The 21541-nt window shown below is 58.5% G+C and carries 28 protein-coding genes; 27 read left to right on the top strand and 1 reads right to left on the bottom strand.

The annotated features are described in order from the left end of the window. Nucleotides 1-13 precede the first annotated feature (13 nt). The 5 genes from AC0IX7_RS02340 to AC0IX7_RS02320 all read left to right on the top strand — a co-directional run bounded on the left by AC0IX7_RS02340 (nt 14) and on the right by AC0IX7_RS02320 (nt 3047). The gene (locus AC0IX7_RS02340) at nt 14-580 is read left to right on the top strand and encodes a hypothetical protein (RefSeq protein ID WP_471810305.1); all 567 of its coding nucleotides are present in this window, start codon (nt 14-16) and stop codon (nt 578-580) included. An 83-nt stretch (nt 581-663) separates the two neighbouring features. After that, a complete protein-coding gene (locus AC0IX7_RS02335) occupies nt 664-1035 on the top strand; it encodes a hypothetical protein (RefSeq protein ID WP_471810303.1) in 372 nt (123 codons plus the stop codon). Nucleotides 1036-1373: 338 nt separating this feature from the next. Beyond that, entirely contained in the window at nt 1374-2042 is a 669-nt protein-coding gene (locus AC0IX7_RS02330) for a recombinase family protein (protein WP_471810301.1), read from the top strand. Between the two features lie 227 nt (nt 2043-2269). Next, nucleotides 2270-2776, top strand: coding sequence for a hypothetical protein (locus AC0IX7_RS02325; RefSeq protein ID WP_471810299.1), 507 nt, complete (start codon nt 2270-2272; stop codon nt 2774-2776). A 22-nt stretch (nt 2777-2798) separates the two neighbouring features. Further along, a complete protein-coding gene (locus tag AC0IX7_RS02320; RefSeq protein ID WP_471810297.1) occupies nt 2799-3047 on the top strand; it encodes a hypothetical protein in 249 nt (82 codons plus the stop codon). 49 nt (nt 3048-3096) lie between these two features. Here the strand turns inward: AC0IX7_RS02320 and AC0IX7_RS02315 are convergent, their stop codons facing one another. Continuing rightward, nucleotides 3097-3741 carry a hypothetical protein gene (locus tag AC0IX7_RS02315; protein WP_471810295.1) on the bottom strand — a complete coding sequence of 215 codons (645 nt, stop codon included), beginning with the start codon at nt 3739-3741 and terminating at the stop codon, nt 3097-3099. Between the two features lie 168 nt (nt 3742-3909). Between AC0IX7_RS02315 and AC0IX7_RS02310 the strand changes: the two genes are divergently transcribed. The 22 genes from AC0IX7_RS02310 to AC0IX7_RS02205 all read left to right on the top strand — a co-directional run bounded on the left by AC0IX7_RS02310 (nt 3910) and on the right by AC0IX7_RS02205 (nt 21538). Further along, nucleotides 3910-4911: a hypothetical protein gene (locus AC0IX7_RS02310; RefSeq protein WP_471810293.1), complete on the top strand. Its 1002-nt coding sequence runs from the start codon at nt 3910-3912 to the stop codon at nt 4909-4911. A gap of 27 nt (nt 4912-4938) precedes the next feature. After that, entirely contained in the window at nt 4939-5247 is a 309-nt protein-coding gene (locus AC0IX7_RS02305; protein ID WP_471810291.1) for a hypothetical protein, read from the top strand. After that, nucleotides 5244-6878 (top strand): collagen-like domain-containing protein, encoded by a 1635-nt coding sequence (locus tag AC0IX7_RS02300; protein WP_471810289.1) that lies wholly within the window; start codon nt 5244-5246, stop codon nt 6876-6878. Before AC0IX7_RS02305 ends, AC0IX7_RS02300 begins: the two co-directional genes overlap by 4 nt. Before the next feature lie 40 nt (nt 6879-6918). Beyond that, nucleotides 6919-8163, top strand: a complete 1245-nt coding sequence (locus AC0IX7_RS02295) for a phage terminase large subunit (RefSeq protein WP_471810287.1) — start codon at nt 6919-6921, stop codon at nt 8161-8163. Nucleotides 8164-8291: 128 nt separating this feature from the next. After that, a complete protein-coding gene (locus AC0IX7_RS02290; RefSeq protein ID WP_471810285.1) occupies nt 8292-9158 on the top strand; it encodes a hypothetical protein in 867 nt (288 codons plus the stop codon). Then, nucleotides 9155-9712, top strand: a complete 558-nt coding sequence (locus AC0IX7_RS02285; protein WP_471810284.1) for a DUF4055 domain-containing protein — start codon at nt 9155-9157, stop codon at nt 9710-9712. Before AC0IX7_RS02290 ends, AC0IX7_RS02285 begins: the two co-directional genes overlap by 4 nt. 7 nt (nt 9713-9719) lie before the next feature. Next, nucleotides 9720-10913, top strand: coding sequence for a minor capsid protein (locus tag AC0IX7_RS02280; protein WP_471810282.1), 1194 nt, complete (start codon nt 9720-9722; stop codon nt 10911-10913). A gap of 157 nt (nt 10914-11070) precedes the next feature. Beyond that, a complete protein-coding gene (locus AC0IX7_RS02275) occupies nt 11071-11397 on the top strand; it encodes a hypothetical protein (protein WP_471810280.1) in 327 nt (108 codons plus the stop codon). Continuing rightward, nucleotides 11394-11921: a hypothetical protein gene (locus tag AC0IX7_RS02270; protein WP_471810278.1), complete on the top strand. Its 528-nt coding sequence runs from the start codon at nt 11394-11396 to the stop codon at nt 11919-11921. Before AC0IX7_RS02275 ends, AC0IX7_RS02270 begins: the two co-directional genes overlap by 4 nt. Next, entirely contained in the window at nt 11902-12111 is a 210-nt protein-coding gene (locus AC0IX7_RS02265; protein ID WP_471810276.1) for a hypothetical protein, read from the top strand. Before AC0IX7_RS02270 ends, AC0IX7_RS02265 begins: the two co-directional genes overlap by 20 nt. A gap of 106 nt (nt 12112-12217) precedes the next feature. Beyond that, nucleotides 12218-12856, top strand: coding sequence for a hypothetical protein (locus AC0IX7_RS02260; RefSeq protein ID WP_471810274.1), 639 nt, complete (start codon nt 12218-12220; stop codon nt 12854-12856). A 104-nt stretch (nt 12857-12960) separates the two neighbouring features. After that, on the top strand, nt 12961-13929 hold the full coding sequence (locus tag AC0IX7_RS02255; protein ID WP_471810273.1) for a hypothetical protein: 969 nt from the start codon (nt 12961-12963) through the stop codon (nt 13927-13929). A 74-nt stretch (nt 13930-14003) separates the two neighbouring features. After that, complete coding sequence (locus AC0IX7_RS02250; RefSeq protein ID WP_471810271.1) at nt 14004-14195, top strand: DnaT-like ssDNA-binding protein; 192 nt, start codon at nt 14004-14006, stop codon at nt 14193-14195. Next, complete coding sequence (locus AC0IX7_RS02245; RefSeq protein ID WP_471813690.1) at nt 14192-14482, top strand: DnaT-like ssDNA-binding protein; 291 nt, start codon at nt 14192-14194, stop codon at nt 14480-14482. The genes AC0IX7_RS02250 and AC0IX7_RS02245 overlap by 4 nt, the downstream gene beginning before the upstream one ends. Nucleotides 14483-14642: 160 nt before the next feature. Further along, complete coding sequence (locus tag AC0IX7_RS02240) at nt 14643-14831, top strand: hypothetical protein (protein ID WP_471810269.1); 189 nt, start codon at nt 14643-14645, stop codon at nt 14829-14831. A gap of 17 nt (nt 14832-14848) precedes the next feature. Then, entirely contained in the window at nt 14849-15133 is a 285-nt protein-coding gene (locus AC0IX7_RS02235) for a hypothetical protein (RefSeq protein WP_471810267.1), read from the top strand. 53 nt (nt 15134-15186) lie between these two features. Then, a complete protein-coding gene (locus tag AC0IX7_RS02230; RefSeq protein ID WP_471810265.1) occupies nt 15187-15585 on the top strand; it encodes a hypothetical protein in 399 nt (132 codons plus the stop codon). A gap of 78 nt (nt 15586-15663) precedes the next feature. Further along, on the top strand, nt 15664-16584 hold the full coding sequence (locus AC0IX7_RS02225) for a phage tail tube protein (RefSeq protein WP_471810263.1): 921 nt from the start codon (nt 15664-15666) through the stop codon (nt 16582-16584). Between the two features lie 127 nt (nt 16585-16711). Next, on the top strand, nt 16712-17164 hold the full coding sequence (locus tag AC0IX7_RS02220) for a hypothetical protein (protein ID WP_471810261.1): 453 nt from the start codon (nt 16712-16714) through the stop codon (nt 17162-17164). Next, complete coding sequence (locus AC0IX7_RS02215) at nt 17094-17486, top strand: phage tail assembly chaperone (protein ID WP_471810260.1); 393 nt, start codon at nt 17094-17096, stop codon at nt 17484-17486. Before AC0IX7_RS02220 ends, AC0IX7_RS02215 begins: the two co-directional genes overlap by 71 nt. Before the next feature lie 7 nt (nt 17487-17493). Beyond that, the gene (locus AC0IX7_RS02210; RefSeq protein WP_471810258.1) at nt 17494-20976 is read left to right on the top strand and encodes a tape measure protein; all 3483 of its coding nucleotides are present in this window, start codon (nt 17494-17496) and stop codon (nt 20974-20976) included. Further along, nucleotides 20933-21538, top strand: a complete 606-nt coding sequence (locus AC0IX7_RS02205; RefSeq protein WP_471810256.1) for a hypothetical protein — start codon at nt 20933-20935, stop codon at nt 21536-21538. Before AC0IX7_RS02210 ends, AC0IX7_RS02205 begins: the two co-directional genes overlap by 44 nt. The last annotated feature ends 3 nt before the right edge of the window (nt 21539-21541 follow it).

Raw genomic sequence — 21541 nt, 5'->3', positions numbered from 1 at the left:
GCTTAAATAGTGGATGACCGATCAACCATCATCCTCAGAACATGGCGCTAAGGTGAGCGCAGCCCTCGCCTTGCGTGCCGAACACCGCCAAGCCATGGGCACAAAGCGCGCTCAAGAGATCGATGAGGGCGGTAAGTTCGTCGCACTGGTGAGCGAAGACCAGTGGAATCAGGTTCTTGAGCGTATTTCGAACGGCGAGATAAGCGCTCACGTCATGAAATCGCTTGGACTTCATAAATCAGCCCTTAGCGCGAAGTGTCGCCGCGATCCTGAGTTCAATGCTCGCTATAAAGACGCGCTCGAAGACCATTACGTTACAGTATTCGAAGACGTGCGATTGATTACGCGCGGCGTTGAAGGATATTCGACTGGCGATCGACAGCGCGATGCTTTGGTTGCTGAGTATGACGTTAAGATTGCGCGCACGATGGCAAGCAAGGTGCTCGCTGAGCGCACTCAGCACGAACATACAATGAGCGTCGCGCCCGTCATGCTTCCGACGATCGCCTTCCATACGATCGATCCGCCTAAGCTTACCGACGATCGAGACGACGACGACGCGGAACCGATGGACGTTTAAGCTCCGTAAGAAAAGCGACAACGACCGTTGACATAAACCTGACGAAGAGCGAATCAGGGGCAACAACCTTTAGGGGATGCCCTTTGCCTCTTTCGACCTGCCCAAGCTGGGGTGCTCGCGCCCATAACCTCGAAGTCATCCGCACGATCGACGCGGGCGCTCCCTGCTACGTCGTAAAGCTCTCGCCTTCCGATGTTACCGACCCTCGCCGGTTCGGTTTCTATGAAGGCGACTGGTGGCGCATCGAAGGCGATCATGAGGGTGCCGCTGAGGATCGCCTTAGCGTGTCGCCAGCGTGGGGCGCACGATCGCGCCACGGCATCAAGCCCTTGCCCCGGTTCGCTGGCGGCGGACGCTACGCCCCGGCGCTCAAGCTCATCATCACCAACAAGGACGATCCCGAGGCGATCGGCACGTTCCGCAACTCGACATGGAAGGTTGAAGCCAATGCGTAAGAGCAACCTTGGACCCGCCACGATCCCCGCCCCTACCGGGCGGGGCACCGTCGCTCGCTTTGCGGATGGCACCTACGCTGAGACGGACGCTCAGGCCGCACTATGCACCCGAGTGATCTACACGCACCGTAGGGGCCTCCTACCCCTGCCCAAGCGCCTACAAGGGAGTGGGAATGCGTCGTGTTCGCCAAGGATCACAACGCCATGAACTTCGCATCGCCCTTGCTCATGCTCGCTCGCAACCCCCGGATCGCCTATCTGAGCGAGGAAACGGTTCCGGTATCCCCGGCATGACCTCGACATTGCCCCGGCACCGTCGCACCCGCTATGCCCCGCGTATGGCGGGTTTCGTTTCATATCTGAGGGTGAGCACCAAGCGCCAAGAGGACAGCGGGCTAGGGCTCGAAGCGCAGCGCGCGGCTATCGCCCACTACATCGGCGACGACGACCAGCTACACGCTGAGTTTATCGAGATTGAATCCGGCAAGAGCGACGACAATCGGCCCGAGCTTCACAAGGCGTTCGCTCAATGCCGTATTCGCAAGGCGACCCTTATCGTTGCCAAACTCGACAGGCTGAGCCGTAACGCGGCGTTCCTCCTAACGCTCAGGGATAGCGGGGCGTCGTTCATATGCGCCGACATGCCGGAAGCTAACACGATGACGGTAGGGGTAATGGCGCTAGTCGCTCAGCACGAACGCGAGACGATCAGCCGACGCACCAAGGAAGCCCTAGAAGCCCTCAAGGCGCAGGGTAAGCAGCTTGGGGGATACCGAGGCCAGCCCGTAGACGGCAAGGCTCTGGCGACGCTCTCAGGGGCCGCTAGGGGCAAGCTCGCCGATGCCTATGCCAACGATCTCAGGGGTGCGATCGAGCAAGCCCGTAAAGACGGTGCCACCAGCCTACAGACGATCGCCGATCACCTTAACGCGCAAGGTATCACGACACGGCGGGGCGGACGGTGGAACAAGGAAGGCGTGAGGACGGTATTGGCACGCATCGAATAATGCGCCCCGCCCCCGATCGCGCTACAATCGGGGGTAAGTTGCGTTGTGCTCCCTTTGATTTCCATGAGAGGCCCGTTCGGATACCATCCCGAGCGGGCCTTTCGCTTAACGGGCGCATTCGAACCCCGCCGATAAAGTTTCGAAATCAAATAATGCGAATCGGACAAGGGGGCACGTAGGTAGGGTTTACGGCAACGACGCCGCGACCTTAACGAAGGCCCTACGCAATGCTTACCTCGACCCCCTACTTCCGCGCTCCGCAGAACCTTGACGCCCTCAACGACGTGCCCTTGGTTGGGTTCATTCTCGAAATGCTCGGCAACAGCGACGCAAAGACCATCGACGATGGTTGCACCACGATTACCCCGGATGTGAGCGGCGGCGTTTCGGTAACGATGCGCAACCATGCCGGTATGATCGTTATTGATTTGTCGTGCTCGCCAGACGGCGAGGTTAAGGCTTGGGGATGGGCTTGGAATGTCATCCTTTGGCTCGATACTTGGGCTAAGACCCTTGAGGGGTTCTCGGCATTGGCGGGCAAGCCGGTTGAATCGGATTTTATCGGCGATTGCCTAACCGCCCTCGATATCAGCGATGCCGATTGGCTTAACGAAATGAACCTACAGACCGCTTCGCAGCGTAAGCGCGGTATCAAGGTTCCGAAAAAGGTGAGCCCGCGCTTCCTTCGTAAGACGATCAAGCAGGCCGTCAGGACCGCCCTCGCAACCGCCTAACCCGCCCAATAGGAACCCCGTGATGCCCAAGGCCCGTTACACCCTCGACCAGCTTAATGAAATGCTCGCCTTCAACGAAACCGTGCGCGACAAAGCGTTTGCGCAAGTCGCCAACATTGCCACCAAGGATTGGCAGGACGACCCCCATAAGCTCGACCGGGGCGAATTCCTCCTATTCCATGCCAAGGTGGCACGATCGTTCGAACGCGACGTAAACCGCATCCGCGCCAAGATCGCGAAGCATCCCGACACGCTTGCGCACGTCGAATAATGCGCCCCCCCCAACCAAGCGCCAGATCAAATTTGGCGTTGGGGATCGGTTAAGAACCCGACATCAGATCGATGATCGGTCGAAGCGACGGCATGGCTCGGATGTCTACGCCATGCCCGTTAGCTGCGATCAAGGCGCGGTTATCGTTCGCAACATACTCTTTCCAAATATCCGGCAACTTACCGCGCGCGGTGAAGAGGTAGAATTCGAAGCCATTCAAAGCGAACCGCCACGCCCATCGCTGCATCATTTTCACACGGTATGGGTTGAGCGCCATGTCGATAGGACCAAGCTCGCGCAGCATCATGCCGGATCGTGCTACCATCGTTTGGAAGTCGTAGGGGCCGTTGTTTAGCAACCGCGAAAGTAACTCATCCTTGTAAGGCCCCAAGTGCAAGGGTTCTCCCCTACGCAAACCACTCACGACGTGTCGCCAGACGGTGCCGTAGATAAAGTGGACGAGTAAGTCGGGTTCGGGGTTAGCGAGCAACGTAGCTCGACCATCCATAATCATGGGTGCGTCTGGCGCACGCCGTAGCAGCCTCACCGCATAGTCGTCGCCCCGGCCTATCTGTTTCTCATGGGCGTCGCACAATATCAGGTCGTCCCAATCACCATTCTGGGGAAGCCTTATTCCCTTTGAGAAGCGGTCGCCCTGAACAAGCGACTTCGCATCGCCGCGCATCGCGAGCATGAGGGCGCGAGGAAACAGATGCGACTTAACGGTAGGACCGTCGCCACAGACCACGCACCTACCGTTTGCGTTCGCCATAATCCCCTACCTGCCGCACCCACGTTCTCTCTCTATGGGGCACGGTTGGTTGGATTTGCTATAGACTCATCACGCGGCTTACACCGAGGCATGTCCGATGCTCTGATCTCCGCACGCAAATTCCTCGAAAGCCTTCAACGGTTCGATCTCTCACTTCTGTTGAGTGAATGCACGATCTCGGTTGACCCGATCAAGGGCGGCTTCGTTGATGACGACTGGTATACCAACCTTCAAGCAGAAGTCGCGACCGTCAAGGCCCCGGCTCCAATCAACGAAGCCTTGCGATCACTTCCGCCCGAAGATCGCAAGCGTATCGCAGAAGCGATATCGAACGGTTTCAAACTCTTACGGACGTTTGACGATATTTTTGTAGAGCCGACGTTCGAAGAAGTCGCAGGTATGGCTGCACTACTTGGCGAACTCGTTATCCATCGTGGCATGATGATTTCCGTGGCAACCGGTGGCTCACGTATCCAAGAGGTGAACGACTATTACATCGCAAGAGAAGCTCGCATCAAAGAGACCATTCCCGCCGATATCGAATACTCGAACCCTCATGCCGACCTATGGGATTGGTATCATCATTGGAGCGAACATCTCGGTGCGTATGCCCCGCGCCGCCAATACATCCGCACCATGTTCGCCCCGGCGATCCAATCGGTAGCGAAGCGCTCCACGATCCCGATCCCCAAGCGCGAGGCAACGGGGTGGGACCGGGTGGACCGAGCACTCGCAAAGGCGCGGACGCAATTCTCCACGGCTTCGGTTGAGGAAGACTTTCAAGCAATCGGCCTCCTATGCCGCGAAGTGATCATCTCGCTCGCACAGGCGGTGTTCGATCCAACCATCCACCAGACAGTGGACGGGGTGACCGCCAGCAAGACCGATGCAAACAGAATGCTCGAAGCCTATGTCGGGCATGTGTTCCCCGGTGACAGCTACAAGGAAGTCCGGGCTCACCACCGAGCATCACTGGCGCTTGCGCTAAACCTCCAACATCGCCGAACCGCAACGCGGCAACTGGCCGCTTTATGTGTGGAGGCAACCGCCTCTACCGTTGCAGTTGTCTCGATACTTGCTCGCGAGGGGTAGCAGGGAAACGACCAATCTAAATAGGTGATGGAAACTACCATCACCGTTCATGGCCGCGAAGGATACAGCGCCCTAGTTAAGTCGATCGTTGACGGCCAGCCCGTCGATCTTTCCGGCGCGAGCATCTACTTCGAGGTTCCGGGCGCTAAGCTTCGCCTTCGCCTTCCCGTCGATCCCGTTGATGCGACCTCACTTCGCCTCACGCTCACCCGCGCTCAGGTTGAGACGCTCCCGAGCGTGCCTAGCCCGTTTGCGATCATCGACGAAACCGGCCTTCCCAAGGTGATCGAGCGCGGCACCATCGTGCGCACCGGCTACAAGGGTGAGCCCAAGTGAGCGCGCCCAAAGATGGCGTGATCATCATCACCCCGCCGCTCCCCAACACGATCATCACGCAGGCTCAGCCCTCGACCATCGGCGTTAAGGGCGACAAGGGCGATCCCGGCGAGCGCGGGCCTCCCGGCGCGGATGGCCGCGACGGTATCGACGGCAAGGACGGCGCTAACGGTCGCGATGGCATCGACGGCAAGGACGGCGCGAAGGGCGATGATGGTGCCAAGGGTGCCGATGGCATCGTTGGGCGTGATGGCGTTGATGGTGCCCCCGGCAAGGACGGCGCACCCGGCCTCAAAGGCGACAAAGGCGACAAGGGCGACGCTGGGGCAGACGGTGAGCGTGGCGAACGCGGCCTAACCGGAGCAGACGGCGCTAAGGGTGACGATGGCGCGCGCGGGGCGAAAGGCGATCCCGGCGAGGACGGCGCACGCGGCCTCAAGGGCGATATTGGCGACACTGGCCTCAAGGGCGATAAGGGCGATTCCGGCGCGGATGGTGTCCCCGGTGCCCCCGGCAAGGACGGCGTAGATGGTATCCAAGGGCTTCCCGGCCTCAAAGGCGACAAGGGCGACACTGGCGCTCAGGGTTTGCCCGGTGAGAAGGGCGATAAGGGCGACCAAGGTATTCAGGGGATCAAGGGCGACGCAGGCCCCGCAGGTTCGGCGACCAATGGCCTCCCGGCTGGCGGCACCACCAACCAAATTCTCACCAAGACGGCGGCAACCGACTATGCGGCTTCGTGGCAGACCAAGACGTTCCTCGCGACGGCGGGTTCGAACGGACAGGTGCAGTATCGTAACGGTGCGGCACTGGCGGCGGCGACTAAGGTTTCGATCAACGCCGATGGCAACCTTTTGCTCGATAACACCTCAGTCGTGCGAGCCGCGAACATCGCGAACCGCGCGTTCCTAAGCACGTCGGATATCTACAACACGGCGAGCGAATTTCCGCTTGGGATTTCGACGGGCTTCTCCTCGCAACGCGAATGGTTGGCGCACGGCGATGGCGTGAACATTCACCGCAAGGCTTGGGATGCCGCCTATTACGGCACCCCCGTGGGCGTTTCGATGGCGAACAGCGCGGCGCTTTGCGAACCGCAGATTAGCTATGAGACGGCAGCGGCGGCGAATTCGGTTGCGGGGATGGTTTGCACCAGCCCGATGATCAAGAGCTTTACCACGGGCGTTGGCGGGCTTTACGCGACCATTCGACTTCGCATCCCGACCCTTACGGCTGGGCAGCGTTGGTTCGTCGGCATTACGAACGATCTTAACGCGCCGATCGATCAAGACCCGACCACGCTAACGAACGTGCTGGGCTTTGGGGCGAACGCTGGTGATACGAACCTATTCTACATCACGCGCGCTACCGGCACGGTTACGAAGACCGATATGAACATGCCCGCCAACCTTGGTGGCGCGTTCTATACCTTCATGTTCTATGCGCCAACGGGCCTTTCGAACACTACGGCGATCGTTCGTAACGGGCCTTACAACATGGGCGGCGCAACTACCGGCTTGCCGGAAGGCCGCTACTATCTGAGGACTTGGATTAGCACCGGCACGACGACGACTAAGACGGCGATCAACATTAGCCGTGGCTATATCGAGCACCTTTACGGCACTTATTGAGTGAGCGGGGCAGCAATGCCCCCGTTAGCTTAAATATGGGATGGCCTCTATCGTCCCTAGTCAAATCAATACCTCGACATTCCAGCCAAAGCACCTCCAGCTTTTCCAGTGGATCGCCGATCCGTCCGTTCGCAACATTCTAGCCGCTGGCGGCGTCCGCTCAGGTAAGACCATTGCCGAGATTACGGGCATGTTCTTTCGCGCCTTGCGCGCGCCCGGATCGACGCACGGTTTCTTTCACCAAAGCCGCGTCTCTTGTAAACGAAACCTCTTTGACGAGTCATTCCCAGAAACTTTAGATATCCTCATGCCGGGTTGGTATGCGGACCTTAAAGCCGCGCCTGAAAACTATATCAACCAATCCGATCTAACGGTTCGCCTGCCCAACGGCTCGAAATTTCTATTCATGGGGCTGGACGATCCCGATAAGGTTCGCGGCCTCAAGTTCTCTACTATCATGCTCAACGAAGCCAACTTCGTTGATTACAAGACGGTTATGACGCTTCGCGGGCGTCTATCCGAAAGCATCCCGACGCTTGGACCTACCGGCAAAGCCGATGGCCCGCCACTCGAAACCAAGATGCTTTTCGACCTTAACCCGACGTTCAAAAGCTCTTGGGATTATCAAGTGTTCGTTGAGGGCGTCGTTCCCGGCGAGCGTAAACCGATCCCGCGCCACGATCAGACTTACCGCTACCTCACGATTAACGCGATCGACAACAAGGCCAACCTTCCGGCGTCATTGTTCGAAGACTTCGAGTCGATGACTGAGGAACAGCGCCGTCGCGACGAACACGGTATGTGGACTGAGGACAACCCTCACGCCTTGTTCAACCTTAGCGCGATCGGACGCAAGCAGATTAACCCGGCCACGCTTAGCGAAATCGTCGTTGCGATCGACCCGGCAGGCACCGCCAATAAAAACAGCGATCATACCGGTATGATCGTCGCGGGCCGCGACAGCGACGGTAACATGCACGTCTTAGAAGACGCGACGCTCAAGGCTAAGCCCGACGATTGGATCAAGGAAGCGCTTCGCCTTCAAGCCAAGTATGATGCCAACTGGATTCTTACGGAAAAGGATTACGGGCGCGATATCCTCGAAAGCCTCTTGTTCCGCGTCGCTCCTAGCGCACCTCACAAGTTCGTTGACGCTCACGGACGCGGTAAGCGCCTTCGCGCGGAACCGATCGCCGTTCTTTATGAACGCGGGCGCGTGTCGCACTCGCGCGTTTTCCCTGAGCTTGAACAACAGATGATCGAGTTTGATCTCGCCAAGCTTTAAGGGTTCGCCCGATCGCGTTGATGCTCTCGTTTACGCGCTTACGCACCTATCGGGTGAACGTGGGGCAGGCCCGGTAAAGGTTCACAGGCTCAAGGGCTACATGGGAAGTTAAGCAACCTAAATATCGGATGCTTATTGACGACCGCGACCCCGCCCTTTCCGATTTCATCGACGAATGGAAGACTAACCGAGCCCTAGTTATCGGCGAGCGCGCCGTTAAAAAGATCGGTTGCGAACGCTTCCTTCCGCGTGACGACAACATGACGCCTACGGCGTATGAGAACTTTAAGAAGCGCACGCCGTTTTTCCCCGGCGCATCGAAAGCGTTTGAAAATTATCGCGCGCTTGCAACCCGTAAGCCCGCGACGATTACCGCGCCGGTCAATACGCTCGATATCCTCAACACGATCACGGCTAAGGGTTTCACTCTCGACAAGCTCGCCGATAAGATTTTCGCAGAGTTGCTCATCACCAACTTTGTTGGCCTTGTGGTGGACTATCCCGAGGGCGTCGGCACTGTCTCTCAGGCGGAGGCGATCGAGCTTGGCGTTCGTCCGTTTATCTCGATGTTCACGGCTGAATCGATCCTTGGTATTGAAACCGCCACGATCAACAACCGCCAGCGCGTCACTCGCGTGCGCCTCTACGACAACGCGGCCCTAACCACGATCCGTGAGCTACGCCTTGATGGTGGAGTTTATCGGGTGAACCTTTGGGAACAGACGCGCGGACAGTGGCGCGTTGTCAAAACGATCACGCCGACAAAGGGCCGCACCCGCCAGACGCTGGACGAAATCCCGTTTACGCTGGTGGCGACTGAGGAAACCTTTGAGCCGATCAAGGCACCGCTCGCCGACGTTTGTTCGCTCAACGCTCAGCTATACATCGCGCAATCAAACCTCGCTCAGTGCCATTGGTGGAGTTGCTCGCCGATCCCCTACGTCATCAAAAACTCACGGAAGGCGAAGGCGAGATTAGCATTGCCCCCGGCATGATCTGGCGGTTCGATTGCGATCCGAAAGAGGCGGTTCTTGGCTTCCTCGAATGGAACGGCAGTCAGATTAGTGAGCTTCGCGCTGAGGTTGAAAGCCTCAAGGCAGATATGGCGAAGGTTGGCGGGCGTATGCTTGCCGACGACAAGCGAGTTGCGGAAGCGGCGGAAACGGAAGCGATCCGTCGCGCCGCTGAAAACGCCGTTGTGGCTAACTTCATTCGTTCGCGTGATGGTGGACTCAACGACAGCCTTAGTTGGGTTTCTTGGTTCCTCGACCTTCCCGAGGATGCCATCACCTACGAAGGTAGCACCGATTTCAACGCGATCCCGCTTACCGCTCAGGATTGGGCGTTTCGTAAGTCGCTTCGCGACAGTCGCGAATTATCAAAGAACAAGTGGTTCGACATGCTCGAAGCGAACGAGGTTATTCCCTCGACTTTCGATCGCGAAGAGAACGACCGTGAGCTTTCGGAAGAGTTGGCGGACATGCCATCCCCGATCGTAATGCCGGTAGCAGACGACAACATCGGGCAAGACGATCCGCCCGCCTCCTAAATAGGAGGTGGACGATAACAAACTCAGGGATATTCTCTACCGTCACGTAACGGCGGCTCAGGGAATGGGGCAAGGGCTGGCTAACGATTTCGTTAGTCAGCTTAATGCCGTTGACGATGATCTAGTTGACCAGATTACGAAGCGTTACGCGCGCATCGAGGCCGATGGTTTCGACCGTGGACCGGCGACGACTAAGCGACTTGAGGAAATGCTCGTCGCCGTCCGCGAAGTTAACTCGAAGGCATACAAGAACGGCGCGGCTGGGCTCACGAACGAGCTTGAGGCTATCGGCGCGCACGAAGCTGAGTTCGCGGCGAAGGCCGTTAAGAGCGCTGGCGGCGTTGTGGACTTCCGCACGACCATTCCGAGCGCCGATTTCATCAAGGCCCTTGTGAAGAACACCCCGCTTCCGTTCGCGGACGATGGGCACACCTTGCTCATGCCGTGGCTGAGCACTCAGGAAGCGGGCCGCTTGCGTCGTCTCGAAGGCGCGCTTCGTCTTGGGATTTTCGAAGGCCAGTCAACCGGGCAGCTTGTCGCGCGTATCCGGGGCACGAAGGCGAGCGGATACACGCTAGGCCCGGACGGTAAGCAAAGCATCCTCCAGACCAGCCGCAAGGACGCGACGACCATTGCGTTGACGGCTAACGGCGCGATCCAGAACGCGGCTCGCAACGAGTCCTATTCGCGGATGAAATCGGTTCGATACGTCGAGTGGAGCGCCATCCTCGACGATCGCACCAGCAAAGTTTGCATGAGCCGTAGCGGCACCGTTTACGAAAAGGGCAGCAAGCATCCGCAGCCGCCCGCGCATCCGCGTTGCCGTTCGATGCTCCTACCCCGCCGCGACAACGAGGGTTCGAAGCACAAGCCATATGGCGAATGGCTACGCGACCAGCCGGAAGCCGTGCAGGATGAGATAATGGAGGGCAAGGCGCGCGGCGACGTGTTCCGCGCGAACCCGGACTTCGATTTTCAGGGCTATTTTCGTGAGGGGGCGGCAGCTTCAAGACCCTTGGCGAGCTTCGCCAGTTCGATGAGCGCCTATTCGGCGAGGGAGGCGCAAAGAGCCCCGCCAAGCCCAAGGCGAAGCCGGAAGCCCCCAAGGCTCCCGAGCCTGCCCCTGAGCGCGCGCCTGAGCCTCCTAAGCGTCTCACCAGCGCGATCGACCCGGCAATCAACGACAACACGGTTCCCGTGATCTCGAAGCGTGAAGCGACGAAGCGACTCACCCCGGCATCGCTGAGGCGGCAAGCTCGCCGATCTATGAGACGCGCCCCGAGTATCGAAGCGTTAAGCCTGAGCACTTTGGCAAGGTATCGCTTGGCACCAACCTTAGCGACGAAGCGGCTTCGGCGATGGCGGCACTTTGGCCCGAGGTTAATCGCATCACCGATGCGTTTGCGGTTCCGCGCCTTCGCGGCATCAAGGGCGTTGGTGGACAGAACGCAATCGCCAGCATGGGCGATGGCATCCTTAACATCAACGCGACGCACTTTAATGGCTTTGCAAGCCGCGTTGGCCTAAAGGAAACCGGGGCGGAGTCCGCCGCGTTGATCAAAGCCCGTAAGCAGCAAGTGGAGTTGAAAGCCGAAATCGATCGCATGAGCGCACAACTGGTAAAGCTTCGTGAACAGGGCATCGCCTTGGGCAGCGATCCCGCGAACCGTGATCAACGCTTTTGATCGCGGCGGAAAGTCGCGAACTCGTGACGGCTTACAAAAAGCTCGCAAACAAAGAGTTTAAGCTTCGCGGCACGATCCGCACGATGGAACGCCAAGGCGGCGGCGAGCCCGTGAGCGAGTGGAAGGTTGGCGACGATATCAAGCTTCGACCCTACACGAACGACAAGTATTTTAGCGGCATCGATAAGATGCGTTCGACGCTCTACCATGAACTTGCGCATCAGGTGCATCAGATGTGGAAAAAGAACGGTCGCCGCTACATCGGCAACCGGAAGAACAACCCGCCGCTCGAAGACCGCTTGTCGTCAATGTTCTTTACTAAGTTTCATGGCGCGGCCCCCGGCAACATTGGCGGGCGCGGCATCGAACGCAAGAACCAGCTCAGCACCACCTACGCAACGACCAACGAGTTCGAATGGTTCGCGGAAAGCTTTAGCGCATACATGATGGGACGCCCCGACTTGGCGGACCCCGATCTAGTCAAACTAATCGAGGAGTTGCTTGATGAAGCCGCAAACGCTTGATGCCCTTAGCGACGTGATCGCTAAGGGATATGATCTCACTCTTGAGGATGCTCAGGAAATCGACTTCCTCACGACGCAAGTCGATTGGGAAGTTGCGTGCCGCGCATTCGATGCGGTGCGGCTGATCATCACGGACCCGATCTATCAGGGCGATATTCCCGCCGACTACTTCGACACTGGCGACGACTAATCCCGATCCTTCCGGGGCGTGGGGATAAATAGTTGATCGCTGGGGAAGCCCCGGCGCTCAACGCGGGAAGCCCGCAACCACGATGGGGAAGCCCCTGAAGGAGAATATGACCGATAAAATCACTGATACCGAGACCAACGAAGACGTTTCGGGCCTCAAGGCGAATAACAACGAGCTTCGCAAGAGCCTTCGCGATGAGAAAGACAAAACCCGCGATCTCGAAAGCCGCCTGAGCAAGATCGAGCAAGAGCGCGAGGACGCAGCCGACAACACAAAAACTGAGCACCAAAAGGAGCTTGGCAAGCTACAGCGAGCGCTTGATAAGGCGAACGCCGATCTTACCGCCCGTGATACGCGCCTTGGTGAGTTGCTCATCGATAACGCGATCAAGAACGCGATCACCGCAAACCATGTGATGCCCGATCACGCGGAAGCCGTCGAAGCGCTACTTCGCATGAAGACTGGCGTTAAGATCGAGAATGGCGAAGCCGTCACGAAGGATGGCATTGCGTTTGAGGAAGCGACGACGGACTTTTTCAAGTCCAAGCAGGCCATGGCCTATGTCGCCGCCAATGCGGGCACCGGCGCTGGTGCGACCGGCAACACCACCACCACCGCGCCCCGCTTCACTAAGCCGCCCGTGTCGCACGACGAACTTCAAGCGTGGGATAAGGCCGTGATCGAAAACCCGGCTGAGATGAAAGCTCTGGCAACTAGCTGGGGAATGCCGCACCTCGCGTCCTAAATCGGCTTACGACACACCGACAATCCTAAATAACCGTGGAGATTCTTTAAGTCTCCACGGCTCCAACGCGGGCCGTTTAACCCATTTGTTGGAGCTTGAATTACATGGCTATTGTCGGCACTACTGTTTCTAACCTTGTCGGCGGCACCGAAAAGCGTCTCGCCGGTTCGGTTGACTTCCTCACGCGCACCGAAAACGAGCTTGTTCGTTCGGGCCTTACCGTTACTTCCCCGGAAACCGCGATGCTTATGCAGGGCGGGCCGCGCAAGGGTTCGATCCCTTACCTCCTGCCGCTCAGCACCGATGAGGTGAACGTCTCGAATGACAACATCAACGATCAGGGTTCGACTGGAAACCTGACGGCAGACGAGTTTTCGTGCCTTCGTTTCGATCTCAACTACGGTTGGGGCGTCACGGACCTCACCAAGATGGTGACCCAGTATAACGCGAACGGTGGCATCGCCGCTGGTATCGCCGCTTATTGGGATGGCATCATCAAGAAGTATGCCGTCGCATCGATCAACGGCGTGCTCGCCGCTGGCGGCAATGCCGTCAAGGTTGGCACCACGACCGGCGCATTCTCGGACGCACTTATTATCGACGCGGAGGCGACCGCTGAGGAAAACTCGGAGAGCTTCGACATCATGTTCGTCACCCCGGCGATCCGCGCGCTCATGAAGAAGCAGGAAGGCAACGCCTTCGTGCCCAAGTCGCGCACCGATACGAAGTTCGATGAGTATCAGGGCAAGCGCCTTATCACGACTTCGGCGTTCGGCGCTGGCGTTACCGTTCTCGCTCGCTCCAATTCGCTGGGCTTCGATTTCGGCACCGTGCCGTATCAGGTTGCAGTCGAAGTTGAGCGTCTCGCCAACGGCGGCGGCGGCGGCGGTGCGGAAATCCTGCACTCGCGTCGTTCGTTCGTGATTCACCCGCAGGGCGCGAACTGGACCGGTTCGATGGTTGTTCCGACGACCGTTGAGCTTGCCGCAGCCGCTCAGTGGGCAATCGAGGTTCCGGTTAAGGACTTCGGCTTCCGTAAGATCGTCCACAGCGCCACGGGCGTTGGGGCGTAATCCTTACCACCTCCAAGGGATTAAGCGGCTGGGGCAACTCAGCCGCTTTTTCTTTGCTCTTCATAAATACCCTCATGATGATTTCTGAGGATGGCACCGGCACCCCCGGCGCGAACAGCTACGCGACACTTGCGCAGGCGGCGGACTACCACGCGGCTCGCCTCAACACGGCTTGGACGGACGAAGACGACGCGACGCAAGCCGCGAAGCTCATTCTGGCTACCGACTACATCGAGGCTCGCTTTCCAGCCCCGGCGCTCGCCTGAGCCCCGGACAGGGCCTCCAGTGGCCTACGGCGGGCACTACGGCGGTTCCCGCCGCGATCGTCGCCGCAACCATCTTGCTGGCCTCCTACGCCCTCAAGGGGCCTCTCATCGCCCCGGCTGAGCGCGGCACGTCCAAGAGCACCAAAAAGCTCGAAGGCGTTGGCGAGCTTACGACCGAATACGACGCGGCACCGTCCGACCCTTACCCGGCGATCACGGCGATGCTTGCCCTGTTGGTTGCCCGCCCGTCTGGCGGCGCGCTCATCATGGGACGCCTCACCCGGTGAGCATCTTTGACGACTTCCGGGGCCTCACGGCTGAGCTATTCGACGCCTTCAACCTCCCGGTTGCCACCATCACCCGCAAGACCGAGGCCGCACAATCGAACGCCGATCGCGCGGCGGGGCGCAAGGAGTCGTCACGATCGCGATCCTCACCGGGCACGGCGTGCTGGCAAAGCGCAACCTCAAGCTCGAAAACGGAACGATCGTATCTCAGTCGATCGCGAAGCTGAGCGTCGCCGCCAAGCGTGGCGATCGGCTCAAGCTGGGCAACTTCGAAGGCGACATTCTCGAAACTGAGGAAGTCGCACCAGATGGCGGCTCGCCTTTCATCGTCATCGCGGTGCTCAAGTGATTAGTCTCACAATCGACATGAGCGACTTTGAAACGCTCGCCGATGAGCTTCGCGAAATCATGATCGAGGAATGCGAAGACTTGATGAGCGACGTATTAGTTGAGCTTACCTCAGCCCCGCCAGTCGGCACCCCGGTTGATACCGGTAAGGCTCGCCTTGGCTGGCAACTCGACACTACCGACCCGCTGAAGATGGAAATCTATAACCGTGAGCCGCATATCGGACGGCTTAACGACGGGCACTCTAAGCAGACGCCAGCCGGGTTCGTTGAGCGAGCCGTGATTAAGCACGCCCCCGATTGATTACCCTAAATATCGGATGACGCACCACCCCGATTGATTACCCTAAATATCGGATGACGCACCACGACGATATTACCGCCATTCGCGATCGGTTCCTTGATGCTTGGGGCGATCTTACACCCGTGATCATCCCCGGCGTCGATACCGCTCAGGATGAGCCGGATACCGCGTATTGCGTGCTTCGCGTCGATCCGATCGATGAAGCTCGACTAACCCTCAGCCTCGACCCGGATTACGAAGCTATCGGCCTTGTCTGGATCGATATCTATTCGCTCTTGAGCGATGGCGACGCCGTAGCGTGGAACCTCGCCGATCGAGCCGCGACGATCCTTCGTGACTGGCGTTCGAACGACGGTCGCGTTCGTTGCGAAACCGCGTCTTTCCGTAATGGTGCAGACGAAGGCGAGTTCATGCGCTTGATCATCAACGTGAAGTATCGAGCCCGCCACTAAAACCGCTCCAAAGGCCCCGCCTCTCATAAATAATGGCGGAGCCACTTCGCTCCTATCAACTCATTTAGGAGCTTTTTTGTGAGCAATCCCGTAGACAACATTTATGCCGTTTCGATTGAGGACGTGAAGGGCGTTACGAACGCGAACCCCGTATTCAATCTGGCTGATATCACCAATGGCGGCGCTACTATGGCGTTCAACATGAACGACCTTAACAGCGAAACCATGAAGCAGTCGCGCGACATGGCAGGCATCCGCAAGGTTGCCGGTTCGGGTTCGGGCTCGATGAAGTTTGAGCTTCGCCGCGATCCGGTTATCACAAACTTCCTCGCCGCCGCTTTCTCGGCAGTCAAGAGCGACACCGGTAAGAACTACATCGGTTCGAACAAGGATACGTCGTTCACCGTCCAAGAGCAGATGACCGTTGACGCGGGCAAAATCTATTTCCGTCATCGCAACGTGCATATCTCGAAAGCGACCATCACGGTTGACGCTGAGTCCAAGGCTCAGGTTACGTTCGACTACGTGAGCGGCGCGTTTGAGGAAGACGAAGACGCGATCATCGGCGCGACCTACGTCAAGACCCCAAAGGGTCAGGAGCTTGTCGGTCGCGATATCGGCACGATCAACATCGCTGGCCTCACCGCCCGTTATATGTCGCTGGAAATCACCGTTGAGCAGGCTCGCGAGCCCAACTATGCGCTTGGTGAGCGTGACGCCTTCGAAATCGGCACGAACGCTAACCGCATCGTCAAGGTGACGGCGAAGATTTTCCGCAAGGATTTGACCCCTGAGCGCCTTTTCAACGACGACACCCCGGTTGCCGTTGGTATCGAGCTTGGCGACGGCGCGAACGGCTACGGCTTCACGCTCCCGGCGTGCGTGGGCAGCTTCCCGACCAGCGAAGCGAACGGTTCCAAGCAGCTTGTGAACCTCGTGCTCACGGCTCAGTATGACCCGACCGCAGACTATGCGGCTATGTTCACTGAGCTTATCTAATCGCCCCTCCTACAAGTAAGCGATGTTAAGCGCCGTCCGGGCTTCCGGGCGGCGTTTTTCATGCGCTCATACGGGCCTTCGATCGATCACGATAAATAAGATATCTCTTGTAGGAGCTATCTTTAGAATGACCGCATTTCACTTCCCCGCCCGTTACGATGAAGCTCAGGCCGATGAAGGCGTTTGGACTTCCGTTATCGATGAAGTGGGCAACCACTACGGGCGCTTTAAGCTCTGCCTTTTCGATGAGCTTACCCCGCGCTACCGCGTGACGCTTGAGCGTCTCCAGCGCAAGTATCCCGCCAAGAATGGCCGCACCAATGAGGCTTACGCGGCGAAGTCGGATGACGAAAAGAACGTCGAAGTCTTCGTTGAGCTTTCGCTTGTCGATTGGGAAATCAAGGACGAAAAGGGCAAGGCCATTCCGTTCGCGAAGGATACGGCTATCGCTTATCTTGGCGACGTTCGCGCCCTCTACGTGCTTCGTGAGCTAGCCGCCTTCGCGCGCGATGTTCGCAACTTCCAGCCGGAAGAGCAGATGGACCTTCCCGAGGAAACTAATCGGGCGCTTACTCTTTGAAGTTGAGCACGGCGATGACCTTGCCAACTTCAAAGCAGCCGCGTGCATCGATGGGCCTCAAGGCGACGTAGCGCGCGAAATTCTGAGTGAGTGCCCAACTCTCACACCTTACGAAATGTCGTTCTATCGCGCCTTTCGCGAGCTTGGAACCATGCGCCAAGTTGGCATGAGCGCGGGCGCTATCCCTTGGGATAAGATCGTCGCTTACGCCAACTATCACGGCTTTAGCCGCACCGACACCGACATCCTTATTCGAGTAATCGAAAACATGGATGCCAACTGGCAAAACGCTATCCGATTGAGGAACGCGCCAAGTCAATAAATAGGTGATGGCCGCTACAAACGACAAAATCATTCGCATCCGCTCCGACATGAACGCGGCGCTTCAGGATGTTGCTAAGCTTCAACGCGCTTACACTCAGCTTGGCGGGGTGAACCCGGCGCTACAGTCGATGGTGAACAACCTTAACGGTGCTCACGGTGCGACTACGCGCGCGGGTGCGGCAGTTAACGCGGCGAACAACAACGTGCGTTCGCTCACCGGATCGTTCGGCGGGCTCGGCAGCGCAGCGCAGGCCGCAATGGGCAAGCTTAGCGGCATGACTGGCGCGCTTGGTGGCATCGCTACGGCTGGTGCCGCTATTGGCGTTGCGGCTATCGCTGGCGGGCTCATCGCGCTCGGCACGGCGGCGGTTAAGGCGAGTGCCGAAATGCAGGGCTTCCGCGCCTCGCTCACCACCGTTCTTGGCGACGCTGAGAAAGCAACTCAGGCGATGGATCGCTTGGTTGAGTTCGCTCAGAAAACCCCGTTCTCGCTCAACCAGTCCGTCGAAGGCTTCATTAAGTTGAAGGCGCTTGGATTGCAGCCGACTGAGGCCGCGATGCTGAGCTATGGCAACACCGCAAGCGCGATGGGCAAAGAGCTTAACCAGATGATCGAAGCCGTCGCGGACGCTTCGACCGGTGAGTTTGAGCGCCTGAAAGAATTCGGCATTAAGAGCAAGGTTGAGGGCGATAAGGTTGCCTTCACCTTCCAAGGCGTCACGACCAAAATCGGCAACAACTCGAACGAAATCCAAAACTACTTGATGGCGATCGGAAACACTCAGTTTGCCGGTGCCATGGAAAAGCAGATGAAGACCTTTGGGGGTGCCATGAGCAACCTCGAAGACACTTGGAACCAGACCCTCGCCGCAATCGGCGATGCGGGCCTAGCTTCGAGCGTTGCCGGTATCATCAACATGATCACGGACGGCATCACGTCGATTACCCCGCTACTGGTGAGCGTGGGCAACGCGATGGCGGGCATGGTTTCGGGCGTCGGTTCGATCCTTGGCGGCATCGGCGACCTATTCTCAGCGATCAACACGGGCGGCGGTTCGGGCGTGTCGATCATGGAAAACCTCACCTTCCAGTTCAACATGATCGGCGAAGTCGCTCAGGTTATCGGCGCGATCGTCGGCGGCGTGTTCTCGGCAATCGGAACCGCGATCAACGGCGCGTCGTCAATGATCATGGGCAGCATGGGCGCGGCCCTCGATTGGCTGGGCATCAAGTGGGAAACGTCGGGCCGCTCGTGGACGAACAGCATGTTCGGTATCCTTCGCGGCGCGAAGGCGGTTGCGATGGCGCTTCCTCAGATTTTCCAGATCGCGATCAACGACCTACTCGGCATGTTCTCGACCCTTGGGCAGGCGATCACCGCGTTGCTTTCCGGGCAGTGGGATAAGGCAAAGGCGCTCGCGTCGAAGCCGCTATTCACCAACACGGGCCGCGCGCTCAACGCCGTGGGGCGTATTGGCGTCGCCACCTATAATGACGAAGCCGGGGCCGATCGCGCCATGAACCGCATGCTTGCTCGCAACAAGAAAGCGGCGGGTCCGTCGCTGGACTCGCTTGCGGGACCGGCCCCCAAGATCAGCCCTACGGCTGGCAAGGACGGCGACGCGGATAAGGCGGCGAAGGCGGCGGCGGATCGTCTCAAGCGCGAAAACGAGTTTTGGAAGGCACTTAAAGATCAGGCGACGGCGGCGGGGATGCTCACGCTTCAGGCTGAGGAATATAACAAGGGCCTTGAGCTTCGCAAAATCCTTGAGCGTGAGCTTTCGGCTAGCGAGAAGACGCGCATTTCAGCGGCCCTTGGTGAGCTTAACACGGCTAAGGCGATCACCGCCCTCAAGCAGCGCGCTTTCGAGGCTCAGAACGAATACACCGTTGAGCTAGGCCGCGCTAAGGGCCTCACCGAACAGCAACGCGGCGTCGAAGACGACCTTTTCAAGGCGCGTATCGATGCGAAGAACCGTGGCGTCGATATCGATGCCATCGCCTACAAGTCGGCTGAGGACGCGCTTCGTATCCAGCTTGAGAAGAACGCGGCGCTCAAGGCTCAGAATGAGCTTTTGAAGGAAGCGCAGGACTTCGCCCTTTCGATGTCGTCGGGCGCTAAAGCGGCGGATGACCTCAAGACGATCGAAGCTCAGTATAAGGCTTACACGGACAGCGTAGCGGGCGGGAATATGCCCGACACGTTCCGCGACCAGATCGTTGCGGGCTTCGAGGCCGCTAAGCTCAAGATCGAACAGGACGCTATCAAGCTAGTGCTCGATATGTCGCCGACCGCCAGCCGGAACGCGCGTATCGATACGGCTAACGGACAGTTCAAGGAAGGCATGGCGCAACTCGCCAAGATGGACCTTACCCCGGAAGCCCGTAAGCAGCTTGAGGGCGAAATTTACACGACCCATAAGAACGCGCTCGGCAAGATCAAAGCCGAAACCACGCGCGAATGGGTAGATATGTTCGACGATCTCGCCGACACGTTCGGCGGGAAGCTTGGTGGCGTGCTCGGCAAGTTTGCGGATGGCTTCGAGAAGATTGCCGAAATGATGAGCGGCGATCTCACCGGCCCCGCTGGCATGTTCGCGAAGCTCTTTAAGCGCGAAGGCGCATACAAGGACAGCGCGAGCGAGTTCAGCCTTCCCAAGATCGGCGAAGCGATCAAGAGCCCGCTCAGCAGCCTTTCGAAGGGCTTTGGCGACTTCAAGTCGATGTTCTCCACCGATCTCGCTACCGGCCTCACCAAGGGCCTCACCAAGATGCAGGCGGGCGCTCAGGTTGGCGGCATGGTCGCGGGCGTCGGCGACCTCTTGGGGCTTGGTAAGGGTTTCTCGAAGGGTGCCAGCATCGGCGGAACCGTGGGCGGCTTGTTCGGCCCGATCGGCTCGATTGTCGGTTCGCTTGGTGGCGGGCTCATCGGTTCGTTGTTCTCGAAGGCCCCCAAGGGGAAGGCGATCCTCACGGGCGCGGGCGAAAGCGCTATCAGCGGCAACAAGGGCAGCGCTCGCACGGCGCTTACCGGAACGGCGGCGTCGATTCAGGATGGCTTGGCTTCGCTGGCATCGCAGATTGGCGGCACCGTGGGCGCGTTCAACGTGTCGGTTGGCAAGTATAAGGACAGCTTCCGCGTAAGCTCGACCGGCGCAACCAACGTCGATACGAAGAAATCGAAAAAGATCAGCGGCCTCATCTATGAGGGCAAGGACGAAGCGGCAGCAATCGCGGCGGCGATCAAGGACGCCATCGCCGATGGTGCGATCACCGGACTTGCGCCGATCGTCCAAAAGGCTTTGGCTGGCCTTGGAGCAGATAGCGCAATCCAGTTTGCTAAGGATTGGAAATCGGCAATGGACGATTACAAGTCTATGACCGATCCAGTCGGCGCGGCTATCGATCTCGATCGTTACCCCGCTCAACTCGCTTCGCGAAACGATGCTCAAGGTTGGCGCTTCCACGGAAGACCTCACCAAGATTGATGAGTATCGCACCCTAAAGCTCAAGAACGCGCTCAAGGAACAGCTTGCGAGCCTCACCGACTTCCTCGCCGCATTCAAGGGCGAAGGTTCGGGCGTCACTCAGATGGACCAGCTTAACGCTAAGATGGCTGAGTTCGACACCTACAAGGCGCGCATTGCGTCGGGTGATGCGAGCGTTGATCAGTCGGCGTTCACTCAGCTTGGACAGTCGATTTTCAGCCTTGCGGGTGATATCTACGGCACGGCGACCGGGCAGTTTCAGGCTATCCGTTCGATGCTCACCGGCACCACTCAGGCGCTGGCGGAAAATGTGACGAAGGCGTTCAACACGGCGGCGGGCTTCGATGTCACGAAGGCGGCAGCGGATACCACCACGGCGGCTATTCAGGCTCAGGCGGCATCGGCGGCGGCTCACTATCAGGCTCAGGCGAACAGCAACGCCATTCAGGAAAGTTGGCTCAAGCAGATTGCGCAGGGTATCGCCAAGCTCGGCAATAACGGCACCGTCGCCGCTAACGACGACTTGGCATACAACGGGCAATACATGGGCAAAACCTACTAAATA

The sequence above is a fragment of the Sphingomonas sp. AC411 genome, assembly GCF_979253035.1.
Note: the sequence above shows the minus strand (reverse complement) of the source record. Positions and strands in the feature narration are given on the sequence as shown.